We start from the raw sequence: 12,732 nt of genomic DNA, 5'->3' as shown, positions 1-12,732 counted from the left end.
AGATCTGCTGTCGTCCGGCACGCGCGCGTGCGTGGACGCGTGTCCGAACGACTGCTGTCGACCCTATCGGGGTCGCGCGCCCGTCGCGGTACGGACTCAGATGCCGACCTTGATGCGCGTGAAGCGCTTCAGGGTGACACCGGCCTCGTCCAGGATCTTCTGGACGGACTTCTTGTTGTCCAGCGCGTAGGGCTGGCCGAGCAGCGTGGCGTCCTTGAAGAAGCCGTTGAGGCGACCCTCGACGATCTTCGGCAGGGCGGCCTCGGGCTTGCCCTCGGCGCGGGTGGTCTCCTCGGCGACACGGCGCTCGGACTCGACGACCTCGGCCGGCACGTCCTCCTTGGAGAGGTACTTCGGCGCGAAGGCGGCGATGTGCTGGGCGACGCCCTTGGCGACCTCGGCGTTCGGCTTGTCGAACTCGACGAGCACACCGATCTGCGGGGGCAGGTCGGGCATCGTGCGGTGCATGTACGCCGTCACGTAGCCGTCGGCGAACTGGGCGAAGCGGTCCAGGACGATCTTCTCGCCCAGGTTGGCGTTGGCCTCGTCCACGAACGCCTGGACGGTCTTGCCGGCCTCGATCTCGGAGGCGAGCAGGGCCTCGAGGTCGGCCGGGGAGGTCTTGACGACGTGCTCGGCGATGGTGGTGGCCACGGCCTGGAACTTGTCGCCCTTGGCGACGAAGTCCGTCTCGCACTTCAGCTCGACGAGGACGCCGGAGGAGTTGTCGTCGGCGATGATCGAGACCACGGCGCCGTTCTCGGCGGAGCGGCCCTCGCGCTTGGCGACGCCCTTCTGGCCCTTGATGCGGAGCGCCTCGACGGCCTTCTCGACGTTGCCCTCGGCCTCGTCCAGCGCCTTCTTGCAGTCCATCATGCCGGCGCCGGTGAGCTCCCGGAGCTTCTTGACGTCGGCGGCGGTGTAGTTCGCCATGAGTCTGTGAATCTTTCTCGAAGTCTGGAGGTTCGGAGATCTGCGGGTCAGGACCTACCTGAGGGCAGGTCTCCGACTCGCCGCTGACCTACGGGTGAACGGCGGGAGCGGATCACTTGTCACCACTCCCGCCGTCATCGGCTCTGACGGGGCGGTCAGGCCTGCTCGGCCTCGGCGGCCTGCTCGGCCTCGGCGGCGGGGGCGGCCTCGGCGGCGGGGGCCTCAGCCGGCTGCTCGGCCTCGGCGGCGGCCGGGGCGGCCTCCTCGTCAGCCTTCTCGTCGGCCTTCTCGTCGGCCTTCTTCTCGCCGGCGAGCAGGTCGCGCTCCCACTCGGCCAGCGGCTCACCGGCAGCCTTCTCGCCCTTGCCGGCCTCGGCGACACCGGAGCGGGACATCAGGCCCTCGGCGACGGCGTCGGCGATCACGCGGGTGAGCAGGGTGACGGAGCGGATCGCGTCGTCGTTGCCCGGGATCTTGTAGTCGACCTCGTCGGGGTCGCAGTTGGTGTCGAGGATGGCGACGACCGGGATGTTGAGCTTCCGGGCCTCGCCGACCGCGATGTGCTCCTTCTTGGTGTCCACGATCCAGACGGCGCTGGGCACCTTCTGCATCTCGCGGATACCGCCGAGGGTCTTCTCCAGCTTGGCCTTCTCGCGGGAGAGGACCAGCAGCTCCTTCTTGGTGAGGCCGGAGGCGGCCACGTCCTCGAAGTCGATCTGCTCGAGCTCCTTGAGGCGCTGCAGACGCTTGTAGACGGTCGAGAAGTTGGTGAGCATGCCGCCCAGCCAGCGCTGGTTGACGTAGGGCATGCCGACGCGGGAGGCCTGCTCGGCGATGGCCTCCTGCGCCTGCTTCTTCGTGCCGACGAACATGACCGTGCCGCCGTGGGCGACGGTCTCCTTGACGAACTCGTAGGCGCGGTCGATGTACGACAGCGACTGGAGCAGGTCGATGATGTAGATGCCGTTGCGCTCCGTGAAGATGAAGCGCTTCATCTTCGGGTTCCAACGACGGGTCTGGTGACCGAAGTGGACGCCGCTCTCCAGCAGCTCCCGCATCGTGACGACGGCCATGGCCGTATCTCCTTGAATTTCTCGGTTGTGCCGCGGATGCCGGACGGCTTCCGCGCCTGACGCCCGCGACGCGCCGTTGCCACGAAGGACCGAGGGGCGCTGACATCCGGGTTCCGGCCGTGACCGGTCCTGATGTCGGGGCGTGCGAAGTCGACCCGGTGGCCCGGGTCGCCACCAGAAGTGTACGGGACCCGCGAGGCGCCGGGTGACGCCGTTGTCCACAAACGGCCGGTGGTCCACGGGTCCGGGCGGTGGTCACGGATGTCCGGAAGGCTCTGCGGCATGCGAAAGAGTGCATTCACGAGGGCGTGTACGCGACTGGTCCTTCTGGTGGTCCTGACCCTGGCGGCGCTGCTGGCCCCGCCTCCGCCGGGCCTGTCGGCGGCGGGGGCGGGAGCGGTGGCGCCGGCGGGTGAGGACGCCGGGACGCCGGCCGTCGGGCGGGTGTGGCCGGTGGGGGTACGGCCGCGGGTGCTGCGCGGCTGGGAGCCGCCGGCGACGGTGTACGGGCGCGGGCACCGGGGCGTGGACCTGGCGGCTCCGCCGGGGACGCCGGTACGGGCGGTGGCGGCGGGACGGGTCTCCTTCGCGGGCCGGGTGGCCGGAAGGGGCGTCGTCTCGGTGGAACTGACCGGTACGGGCGACCCCCCGTTGCGCACCACCTACGAACCGGTCCGCGCGTCGGTGACCGAGGACGACGAGGTGACGGCGGGCGAGGTGATCGGCACGGTGGAGCCCACGGGCTCCCACTGCACCGCCCCGTGCGTCCACTGGGGCCTGCTGAGGAACGACACCTACCTGGATCCGCTCACCCTGCTCCCCCCGTGGCTCCTGCGGCGAGGCCCGTCAAGACTGCTGCCGGTGCTCGGGGTACCGATGCCGGCCTGAGAAGCACACGCCCGGCCCAAGACCGGACCGAGCGCGACCCACACCGGTACAGAACCGCAGGAGCCGGGCGACACCGCCGAACGGCCCCGAAGAAGCGGCCACCGACAGGCACGGCCACACCGGACCCGTACGGTCGAACTGAACATGCCCCACACCAGTACAGGGCCATGGGAGCCGGGCACAGTGCCACGGGAGCCGGGCAACGCCGCCGAGCAGTCCCGAAGGGGTGACCGCCGACGGGTGCGCCCATGCCGGAGCACCGTGTGGCCGGACCGGGCGTGGTCCATGGCGGTCCGGGGTGGCGGGAGCCGGGGGAGGCTGCCCGGCGGGCTTCGAAGGAGCGGTCGGGGAAGACGCCGCCGTGGCGCGGCCGTCAGCCGCGTACGCCTCTGAGGGCCATCGAGACGGCCGCTTCGGTGATCGCTTCGGGGTGTTCCGCCGCGCCCAGCTCGATGCGGCGTACGGCCGCGTCGACGACGCCCTGGAGGAGCATCGCCGCGAGGCGGGGCTCGGCGTGGTCCAGGTCGGCCAGGGCCTCGACGATCATCGCGATGAGGCCGCCGTGGGCCGCGCGGATCTTCTCCCGGGCGCCGGCGTCGAGCTCGCTCGCGGAGATCGCGACCACGGCGCGGTGCCGCCGGTCCCCGACCAGTTCCAGCTGCTTGCGGACGTACGCCTCGATCTTGGCCTCGGCGCCGCCGGCGACCGCCATGGCCGCCTCGACCTCCGCCGCCCAGACCGGGAAGTCGACCTCGCACAGCTCCTCGACCACGGCGGCCCGCGAGCGGAAGTACTCGTACACGGACGAACGCGCGAGGCCGGTGCGCTCGGCGAGGGCCGGGAAGGTCAGCGCCTCCGTACCGCCCTCGGACAGCAGGGAGCGTGCCGCGTCCAGCAGGGCGGCTCGCTGCATCGACCGGTGCTCGGCCACGGAGGCCGCTCGAATCCTTGGCACGTCGACCACTTTACGGACGCCCCGTCCCCGGCGGCCAGAGGACCGGCCTGCTCCGAGCCGGAAGGGCTCAGCGGCCGAAGCCCGCCAGTTTCGCGCGCAGCTGCAGCACGGACTTGGTGTGGATCTGGCTGACCCGGCTCTCGGTCACGCCCAGCACATTGCCGATCTCGGCGAGGGTGAGCCCCTCGTAGTAGTACAGCGTGACCACGGTCTTCTCCCGCTCCGGCAGCGTGTTGATGGCCCGCGCGAGGAACCGTCGCAGCTCCCGGTCCTCGGCCACCTCCACCGGGTTGTCGGCAGCAGTGTCCTCCAGGGTGTCCATGAAGCTGAGCTGATCGCCGCCGTCGCCCCCGGCGTGCAGCAGCTCCTCCAGGGCGACGACGTTCGCAAGCCACAACTGGCTGAAAACCGCGCGCAGCTCGTCCACGGCGATACCCAGCTCGCCCGCGACCTCGCTCTCGGAGGGTGTGCGCCGCAGCTGCGCCTCCAGCGTGGCGTAGGCGCGTTCCACGTTCCGCGCCTTCTGCCGCACCGAACGCGGGATCCAGTCCAGCGCCCGCAGCTCGTCGATCATCGCGCCCCGGATGCGGGTGATCGCGTAGGTCTCGAACTTGATCTCGCGGTCGACGTCGAACTTCTCGATCGCGTCGATCAGCCCGAAGACCCCGGAGGAGACGAAGTCCGCCTGCTCGACATTGGGCGGCAGCCCCACGCTGACCCGGCCGGCGACGTACTTCACCAGCGGCGAGTAGTGCAGGATCAGCTGCTCCCGCAGTCCTTCGTCCCCCGTCGCCTTGTACGACCGCCACAGCTCGTCGAGCGTCGAGGGAGCGGGCGGCCGCACGCTGCCACCGTCGCGGGCGGCTGGGGGGATCGCCGCCCGGTCGGACCCGGAGGTGTGCTGGGGCATTCGTCGCCTTGTGCCGTTCTGCCGTGGACTGGTGCTGCCTGGGTGGGCTGTCTGTCCGATGTCTGGGTGCCTGTTCCTTGCCTGTCCGTGTCGGGATCCTCGTGAGCGTAGCGTGACTACGGCGTCGCGGTGTGCGAAGAAGCGAGGTGGAACCGTGCGCAGATTCGTTCCGGGTGCCGTTCCACCGGGGCACACCCGTCGCTCTGAGTGATCGACGGGGTAGCCCAACTGACGTAAATTCCAAGGGGTGTCGGGGTTCCCCCGGACGGCCGAACACGCTGTGTCAGCGAGGCTCGGGGCCGTCCGGGACCGGGATCATCGCCTGGCGCGTCAACTTCCAGCCGTCGCCGTGTCGTTCGACGTAACCAAGTGCTCGTAGTTCGTACAGTCTGGCGATCGCGTCGTCCGGGGTGGTCTGCGCGGCGAGCGCGATCTCCTCCGGCCGGGCCGTTCCGCGTCCTGGCAGCGCGGCGAGGACCTGCCGTCCGGCCGGGTCGAGCAGGTCCCGGGGCAGCACCGGCCCTCGGCGTTCCGGCGCGAGTTCACCCATGTCGCCGACCAGTTCGACGACCTCGGCGGCGTCGGTGACCAGCACCGCGTCCTGCCGCAGCAGTTCGTGCACCCCGGCGGAGAGCCCGCTGGTGGCCGGCCCCGGTACTCCCATCGTGTGGCGTCCCAGACGGCGGGCCGCCCGGGCGGTCACCAGGGAGCCGCTGCGGTGGGCGGCCTCGACGACGACGGTGCCCCGGGTGAGCGCGGCGATCACCCTGTTGCGGAGGATGAACCTGCTCGGTGTCGGGTGATCACCGGGCGGCAACTCGCCGACGACCAGTCCCTGTTCGGCGATCCTGCCGATCAGCCCGGTGTGGCCGCGCGGGTAGGGCCGGTCGACTCCGCAGGCGAGTACGGCGATGGTGGCGCCGCCCGAGCCGAGGGCGCCGCGGTGGGCGGCGCCGTCGACCCCGTAGGCGCCGCCGGAGACCACGATCCAGCCGCGTTCGGCGAGGCCGGCGGAGAGGGTGGCGGCCATGTGCGCGCCGTACTCGGTGCAGGCGCGGGCGCCGACGACGGCGACCGAGCGCAGCGCCCACATCCGCAGGTCCGCTCCCCCGCGCACCCACAGCCCGAGCGGCCGGGCGTCGCCCAGGTCGTCGAGCTGCCCGGGCCATCGCGGGGTGCCGGGAGCCACGAAGCGCACCCCGGCGTCCCGCGCGACGGCGAGGTCCCTGCGCGGCTCGGCCCGCTCGGCCCGGGCCAGTAACCCGGCCCACCGCTTGCCGCTCACCCCCGGCAGCGGATCCCCCCGCTCCCGCAGCCGTCGCACCACGGCGTCCACGCCGAGCTCCCGCACCCAGCGCCCGCCGGTCTCGTCACCGGGTTCGACGACCCGGGTGAGGAAGACCCGGCCGAGCAGTTCGCCGTCGGGTCCGTCCACGGCGCTCACACCCCCGCCCCGATGGCCATGGGCACCCCGCGCGGGACGCCGGTGCGCAGTTGCAGGGCGAGGGCGACGTCCGCGGCGCCGGGCCGCTCGTGGCCGGCCAGGTCGGCGACGGTCCAGGCGACCCGCAGGACCCGGTCGAGTCCCCGGGCGGTGAGCACGCCCCGTTCCAGGCTCCGTTCGGCGTCGTCCATGGCGCCGGGCGCGGCGTGCCAGCGGCTGCGCAGCTCTCGTCCGGGAACCTCGCTGTTGGTGCGCCACGGGGTGCCGGCGAGCCGCGCCGCGGCACGGTCCCGGGCCGTCCGCACCCGGTCGGCGACCGTGGCGGTGGTGTCGCCCCGGGCGCCGCCCGCCGTCAGTTCGTCACGCGTGACGTGGTCGACCTCGACCCGCAGGTCGACCCGGTCGAGCAGCGGCCCGGACAGCCTGGCCTGGTAGCGGCGGATCGCCGAGGGCGGGCACTCGCACTGCTCGTTCGTCCGGGAGAAGCGCCCGCAGGGGCACGGGTTGGCGGCGAGCACCATCAGGAAGCGCGCCGGGAAGCGCACGACACCGGCACTGCGCGCGATGATCACGTGTCCGGACTCCAGCGGCTGCCGCAGGGCGTCCAGGGCCTTGCTGCTGAACTCCGGTGTCTCGTCCAGGAAGAGGACGCCCCGGTGCGAGAGGGACACCGCTCCCGGCCGGACCGTACCGGCGCCGCCGCCGACGAGTGCCTGCATGGTGGCCGAGTGGTGCGGGGCGCAGTAGGGGGCCGTGCCGATCAGGGGTTTGCCCACGGGGAGCAGCCCCGCCACCGAGTGCACGGCCGTCACCTCGAGTGAGGCCTGCCGGTCCAGCGGCGGCAGGATCGACGGCAGCCGCTCCGCGAGCATGGTCTTGCCGGCGCCCGGCGGTCCCTCCAGGAAGAGGTGGTGTCCGCCCGCCGCGGCCACCTCCACGGCCGTCCGCGCCGCGAGCTGGCCCACGACGTCCGCGAGGTCATGGCCCTGGTCGTGCGATGCCGCGCCGACGCTGTGCATCCCGGTGTCCGCTCCGGTGCCCGGGGCGCGCAGCCCCGCCAGCAGCGGGTCGGGCCGCGTCCGGTCCTCGGCGTCCTCCTCCGGTACGGGCTCGTCGGTGAGCACCGCGATCAGCTGGCGCAGGCTGCGGACGCCCAGGACGGACACGCCCGGCACCAGCGAGGCCTCGGCGGCGGCGCACTCGGGCACCACCACCTGCTCGTATCCCGCGTCGGCCGCGGCCAGTACCGCCGGCAGGATGCCGCGCACCGGCCGCACCCGGCCGTCGAGGCCCAGCTCGCCGATCATGACGATGTCTCCGAGCACCCGCGGATCGATCCGTTCGGCGGCGCCGAGCACGGCGCAGGCGACGGCCAGGTCGAAACCGCTGCCGGCCTTCGGGACCGACGCGGGGCTGAGCCCCACGGTGAGTTTCTTCTGCGGCCACTCGCCGCCGGAGTTCACCACGGCCGCCCTGACCCGGTCCCTGCTCTCCGTCAGGCTCTTGTCCGGCAGCCCCACCAGGGTGAAGGCCGCGACCCCGGGCTCCAGGTCGGCCTGGACCTCCACGACCACGCCCTCGACGCCCACCAGCGTCACCGAGCACGTACGCGCGAACCCCATGTCAGGCCACCCCCCGCACGTGCTCGACGACGGGTGCGCCGCGGGCCGGCAGCAGCACGCCGACCAGGTCGATGCGGACCCCGCCGGGCGGCGCTCCCCCGTGTTCCTGGAGCCAGCGTTCGGCGAGGCCCCGCAGGCGGTCGGCCTTGGCCGCCGTGACCGCCTCCATGGGGTGCTGGAAGGGTCCTGCCCTTCGGGTCTTCACCTCGCAGACGACCAGGGCGTCCCCGTCGCGGGCCACGATGTCGATCTCGCCGGTCCTGCCGCAGCGCCAGTTGCGCTGCAGGACCGTCATCCCGGACTGGACCAGCCGCCGTGCGGCCAGTGTCTCGCCGTACCTGCCGAGTGCGCTGCGGGCCCGATGTGCGTTCTGCGTGTTCTGTGCGTTCATGTCGGCACCACCTCCGGCGCCAACGGTCACGCGTCCCGCCCAACGGAGTGGATCTTGGTGCGGAACTCGGCGACTGTGGACAACTCCGCCACCCGCACGAGTACGCCGGTCACCCGCCCGGCAGCTCCAGGTCGCTCTTGTTGAGCTCCTCGATGTTCACGTCCTTGAACGTCAACACGCGCACCTGCTTCACGAACCGGGCCGGCCGGTACATGTCCCAGACCCAGGCATCCGCCATCGACACCTCGAAGAACACCTCGCCCTGGACCGAGTGCACCTGCATCTCGTAGTCGTTGGTGAGATAGAAGCGCCGTTCGGTCTCGATCACGTATTTGAACAGACCGACGACATCGCGGTACTCCCGGTAGAGCTTCAGCTCCATCTCGGTCTCGTACTTCTCGAGGTCCTCGGCGCTCATGGCATGTTCCCCTTCAGCCGTGCGATCCCACCATTGTGCGCCAGTCCCGGGCGTCACTGGACGATTTCGGTGTCCAGGGTCACGGGTCCGGCCGGGGGACCTTCGTCGAGCAGTGTGCGCAGCAGCCCGGCAAGTCTGGTCGGATACACCGTCTCATGCGCCCGGGCGAGTTCCGGGCACGTCCACCAGCGTGCTCCGGCGACACTGCGCCGCTCCAGCTCGGTCAGCGCCGTGGCCGCGGTCACGGTCTGGGTGGTGCGGGCGAGGTAGTACCACTCGTCCTGGTCCCAGCGGCGGCCGGCGAACGGGAAGGAGCACCGCCGCCGCCACAGTACGGGCCCGAGGTCGACCTCGGTGATGCCGGTCTCCTCGGCGAGTTCCCGCAAGGCGGCCTGCTCACGGGTCTCGTCGCCCTCCACGCCGCCGCCGGGCGTGAACCACCAGTCGTCGGCGGGGTCGTCCGGTTCGTGGCCGTGCAGCAGCAGGATGCGGTCCCGCGGGTCGAGCAGGACGACCCGGGCGACCCTGCGCAGTCCGCCCGTGCAGGAGTCCTCGGCCGCCGGGACGGGCTCAGCGGGCACCGGCGGTCCCCGCGTCGGCCCGGGCCCCGGTCGCGCCCGCCCGCTTGGCGAAGGGACCGTACGCGGCCCCGCCGAGAATGAGCACGGCACCGGCGATCACCAGCGCGGCGACGGTCCTGAGCGGCCCCGGCGAGGAGAGCGCGCCGAGCTGTTCGAAGCCGGTGGGCGCCTCGAGCATGCCGTTCATCGGCCAGACCACGGCGTCGACCCTGGCCTGGACCGCGTCGCGGGAGACGGTGCCGCCGGCGGCGTCGGTCAGATGGGCCGTGGAGTCCAGCGACCCGGAGCGCTCGTCACCGAGCAGGAACAGGCGCCCCTTCGGCACGGTCACCTCGGGGATGGCGCCGAACTCGGCCGCCGTGCCCTCGGCGAGATACGGCTCGTCGATCTCCTCGCCGTTGACCTCCAGCTTGCCGTCCTGGCAGCAGGAGACCGTGTCACCGCCGACGGCGACCACCCGCTTCACCATGGGGAGGTCCGACCACGTCGTGTCCGTGAAGACGACCACGTCACCACGGCGGACGTCACCACCGTCGATGCGCTCGGCCAGCACCCGGTCACCGGCACCGATCGTCGGCGCCATCGACGGGGTGGGCACGGTGTACGGCCGGTACAGCACCGCTCCCCAGACGAATCCGCCGAGGAACAGCACCAGGCCCAGGGCCACGGCCAGCCCGGACAGACGCTGCCCGGTCCTGCCGCCCGGGCTCCTGTCGCCGGGGACCGTACGCGTCGTGCTCTGACCACTCATGGGCGGCACCCTACCCGGCGGTACCGGACAGGGTCAGCCCTCCCGGCGGCCCTCTCCGACGCCGTACCGCCGGCGCCGCCAGAGCACCAGCGGCACCGCGCCCGCGAGCGCGAGTCCCTGGGGCGCGGCCGTCAGGACCGCGGCGGACGACGGTCCGGCGGCCAGACCGGGCTGGTCGAAGGTGTCCGGGACGGGCAGGTTGGTCCAGCGGTTGACCGGCCAGGCGATGACGACGGCGCGGCCGACGACCTTGTCCACGGGCACCATGCCGTTGTTCTTGTCGGCCTGGTTGTAGCGCGAGTCACGGGAGTTCTGCCGGTGGTCGCCCATGACCCAGATGTGGCCCTCGGGGACCTTCACCTTGAACTGGCCGCCCTGGTCGTCCTGGCTGCACGGGGTGTTGCCGGGGTACACGTACGGCTCGTTCAGCGCCATGCCGTTGACCTCCAGCGGGCCGGTGCCCTTGCACTCGATCGTGTCACCGCCGACCCCGATGACCCGCTTGATCAGGTCCTTCTCCTCCGCGGACGGCATCAGACCGATCCAGCTGAGGACCTTCTGCAGGGGGTTCGGGTCGGGCGTCGGCTCGCCGGCCAGCCAGTTGTCGGGGTCGTGGAAGACGACGACCTCACCGCGCTCGGGCTCGGAGCCGAACCAGGGGGTGAGCTTGTCGACGAGCACCCGGTCACCCTGCTGGAGGGTGTTCTGCATCGAGTCGGAGGGGATGGAGAACGCCTGCACCAGGAACGTCTTGATCAGCAGCGCCAGCACCAGCGCGATACCGATCAGGATCGGCAACTCCTTCCAGAAGGAGCGGGGCTGCTTCGCCTGGGGGGTGTCGTCGCCCGAACCGCCCTGCGCCGTGGGTGGCTGCTCGTCCCCGGGTCCGTCGCCGTCACCCGCCGGGGAGTCGTTCCCGGAGGTCACGAAGTCGTCAGCCGCCGGACCCGCCGCTTCCACGGGACGTCCGCGGTGCTCCTCGCCCCCACGCCCGGACCGTGCGCCAACCGCCGCATCCCCCACGCCAACTCCTCACTCTCTGCCGCCGCCCGCGCCATGCCCGGCGCAGGCCCACCACTCCCATAACGAGCGGGAGTTCCGCAGGGCTCGGGAGCCGGACCATCCCATCGGGACCGTCCGGGGCAACCCTATGCGACAGCGGGGCGGCAGCGGTCGACCCCGGCACCGAGTCCGACACGGACGCGTAGGCCGTCGGTTCCTCCAGTGTGCTCCAGTGGCCGAGCGGCCAGGCGATGACCACGGCCCGGCCCACCACCTCGTCCTCGGAGACGGTGCCGCCGTAGTCGGTGTCCTGGTGGGAACGGGAGTCGGCGGAGTTCGCCCGGTGGTCGCCCATCACCCACAGCCGCCCCTCGGGGACGGTGACGTCGAACGGAGTCGTGGACGGGGCGTTGCCGGGGTACAGGTAGTCCTCGTCCAGGGGGACGCCGTTGACGGTGACCCGGCCCTGCTTGTCGCAGCACTGGACGCGGTCGCCGCCGACGCCGACGACCCGCTTGATGAGGTCCTTCTCGTTCTCGGACGGCAGCAGTCCGATGAAGGTGAGCCCGTCCTTGATCTGCTTGATCCCGACGGGGTCGTCCTTCTTCGGCGTGGTCTGCTCGTCCTGGAGCCAGCCGCCGGGGTCCTTGAACACGACGACGTCCCCGCGCTGCGGCCTGGAGCCGAACCACGGGGTGAGCTTGTCGACCAGCACCCGGTCGCCGATCCGGATCGTCTGCTCCATGGAGCCGGACGGGATGACGAAGGCCTGGACGAGGAACGTCTTCAGCACCAGCGCTATCACGACGGCGACACCCACGAGGAGGGGGATCTCCTTGACCGCGCTGCGCCTGCGGCGCCGCTTGACCTTGCGCTGGAGCTTGCGCCGCTCGGCCCGGCTGCGTCCGGGTCCCGGACCGGCCGCACGGCGGGAGCCGGTGGGCAGCAGGTTCTCCGCGGCGCTGTCCGGGACGCCGCGGGGCTTGCCGCGGTTACCCATGGGTGCCCCCCGCCGGGTCCGTCTCGGGGGCGGGCACGCGCGCGTAGGCGTCGGGCCGGTGCAGCCGGGTGGCGTGGTCGAAGGGCCATACGATCCCGTCGGCGCGGCCGATCACCATGTCGACCGGGATCATGCCGCCGCCGGGCGAGCCGAGGTGGTCGCGGGAGTCGCTGGAGTCGCTGCGGTGGTCACCGAGGACGAACAGGCGCCCGTCGGGCACGACGACGTCGAAGGGCACCGTGGAGGGGCTGTCGCCGGGGAACAGGAAGCCCGACTCGTCGACCGACCGGCCGTTCACCCGGACCCTCCCCTCCGCGTCACAGCAGACCACGTGGTCCCCGCCCACCCCGACGACCCGTTTGACGTAGTCGGCGTCACCGAAATACCCGGTGCCGTCGAACACGATCACGTCACCGCGCTGCGGCCCGGCGCCGAAGCGGTATGCCAACTTGTTTACGAGCACGCGGTCCCCGACCCTCAATCCGTGTTCCATCGATCCGCTGGGAATCTGGAACGGCCGCGCCACGAACGTGTTCACCGCCAGCAGGAACAGCAGGCAGAGCAGCAGGGTCAGGGTAATCCGTCCGCCGGGCAGCCATGGCGCGAGGCGCGACACCAACGCGGAACGCGACCGCCCCTCCGGTCCCGCCGTCCCCGAGGTGCTCTCGGGTCCGGCCGGGGGGAGGGAGCGGTCGCGCTCCGTCGGCTGTGCTTCGGTGTCCATCGGGGCCAGATGCTATCCGGCCGCGATATGACGCCGGTAA

Annotated in this window: 14 protein-coding genes; 1 reads left to right on the top strand and 13 read right to left on the bottom strand. The window is 71.8% G+C overall.

What is annotated here, in order from left to right; all coding sequences use genetic code 11:
- Window positions 1–96: 96 nt before the first annotated feature.
- Together tsf and rpsB are read right to left on the bottom strand one after the other, a co-directional pair.
- Window positions 97–933: a translation elongation factor Ts gene (gene tsf, locus ACIA6T_RS13065; protein WP_385055594.1), complete on the bottom strand. Its 837-nt coding sequence runs from the start codon at window positions 931–933 to the stop codon at window positions 97–99.
- A 155-nt stretch (window positions 934–1,088) separates the two neighbouring features.
- Window positions 1,089–2,006, bottom strand: a complete 918-nt coding sequence (rpsB, locus tag ACIA6T_RS13060; protein ID WP_399446578.1) for a 30S ribosomal protein S2 — start codon at window positions 2,004–2,006, stop codon at window positions 1,089–1,091.
- A gap of 282 nt (window positions 2,007–2,288) precedes the next feature.
- Here rpsB and ACIA6T_RS13055 point away from each other — a divergent pair, with 282 nt between their 5' ends.
- Complete coding sequence (locus ACIA6T_RS13055; protein WP_399446577.1) at window positions 2,289–2,894, top strand: M23 family metallopeptidase; 606 nt, start codon at window positions 2,289–2,291, stop codon at window positions 2,892–2,894.
- A 373-nt stretch (window positions 2,895–3,267) separates the two neighbouring features.
- Here ACIA6T_RS13055 and ACIA6T_RS13050 read toward each other — a convergent pair whose 3' ends face one another.
- The 11 genes from ACIA6T_RS13050 to lepB (ACIA6T_RS13000) form a co-directional block, all read right to left on the bottom strand.
- A complete protein-coding gene (locus ACIA6T_RS13050; RefSeq protein WP_385055639.1) occupies window positions 3,268–3,825 on the bottom strand; it encodes a TetR/AcrR family transcriptional regulator in 558 nt (185 codons plus the stop codon).
- A gap of 91 nt (window positions 3,826–3,916) precedes the next feature.
- Complete coding sequence (gene whiG / locus ACIA6T_RS13045) at window positions 3,917–4,759, bottom strand: RNA polymerase sigma factor WhiG (RefSeq protein WP_399446576.1); 843 nt, start codon at window positions 4,757–4,759, stop codon at window positions 3,917–3,919.
- 283 nt (window positions 4,760–5,042) lie between these two features.
- Complete coding sequence (gene dprA / locus ACIA6T_RS13040) at window positions 5,043–6,203, bottom strand: DNA-processing protein DprA (RefSeq protein ID WP_399446575.1); 1,161 nt, start codon at window positions 6,201–6,203, stop codon at window positions 5,043–5,045.
- Window positions 6,200–7,825 carry a YifB family Mg chelatase-like AAA ATPase gene (locus tag ACIA6T_RS13035; protein ID WP_399446574.1) on the bottom strand — a complete coding sequence of 542 codons (1,626 nt, stop codon included), beginning with the start codon at window positions 7,823–7,825 and terminating at the stop codon, window positions 6,200–6,202. Before ACIA6T_RS13035 ends, dprA begins: the two co-directional genes overlap by 4 nt.
- Window position 7,826: 1 nt before the next feature.
- Window positions 7,827–8,216 carry a YraN family protein gene (locus ACIA6T_RS13030; RefSeq protein ID WP_399446573.1) on the bottom strand — a complete coding sequence of 130 codons (390 nt, stop codon included), beginning with the start codon at window positions 8,214–8,216 and terminating at the stop codon, window positions 7,827–7,829.
- Window positions 8,217–8,325: 109 nt separating this feature from the next.
- On the bottom strand, window positions 8,326–8,634 hold the full coding sequence (locus ACIA6T_RS13025) for a DUF2469 domain-containing protein (protein WP_003965949.1): 309 nt from the start codon (window positions 8,632–8,634) through the stop codon (window positions 8,326–8,328).
- Between the two features lie 53 nt (window positions 8,635–8,687).
- On the bottom strand, window positions 8,688–9,215 hold the full coding sequence (locus ACIA6T_RS13020; protein ID WP_399446572.1) for an NUDIX hydrolase: 528 nt from the start codon (window positions 9,213–9,215) through the stop codon (window positions 8,688–8,690).
- A complete protein-coding gene (gene lepB, locus ACIA6T_RS13015; protein ID WP_399446571.1) occupies window positions 9,205–9,966 on the bottom strand; it encodes a signal peptidase I in 762 nt (253 codons plus the stop codon). The genes ACIA6T_RS13020 and lepB (ACIA6T_RS13015) overlap by 11 nt, the downstream gene beginning before the upstream one ends.
- 33 nt (window positions 9,967–9,999) lie before the next feature.
- Entirely contained in the window at window positions 10,000–10,989 is a 990-nt protein-coding gene (gene lepB, locus ACIA6T_RS13010; protein WP_399446570.1) for a signal peptidase I, read from the bottom strand.
- Window positions 10,901–11,968: a signal peptidase I gene (gene lepB / locus ACIA6T_RS13005; RefSeq protein ID WP_399446569.1), complete on the bottom strand. Its 1,068-nt coding sequence runs from the start codon at window positions 11,966–11,968 to the stop codon at window positions 10,901–10,903. Before lepB (ACIA6T_RS13005) ends, lepB (ACIA6T_RS13010) begins: the two co-directional genes overlap by 89 nt.
- Window positions 11,961–12,692: a signal peptidase I gene (gene lepB / locus ACIA6T_RS13000; RefSeq protein WP_399446568.1), complete on the bottom strand. Its 732-nt coding sequence runs from the start codon at window positions 12,690–12,692 to the stop codon at window positions 11,961–11,963. Before lepB (ACIA6T_RS13000) ends, lepB (ACIA6T_RS13005) begins: the two co-directional genes overlap by 8 nt.
- Window positions 12,693–12,732 lie beyond the last annotated feature (40 nt).

This window comes from Streptomyces sp. NPDC051740, from assembly GCF_044453165.1.
GTDB lineage: Bacteria > Actinomycetota > Actinomycetes > Streptomycetales > Streptomycetaceae > Streptomyces > Streptomyces atrovirens.
This window is presented reverse-complemented; position numbering and strand designations above follow the sequence as displayed.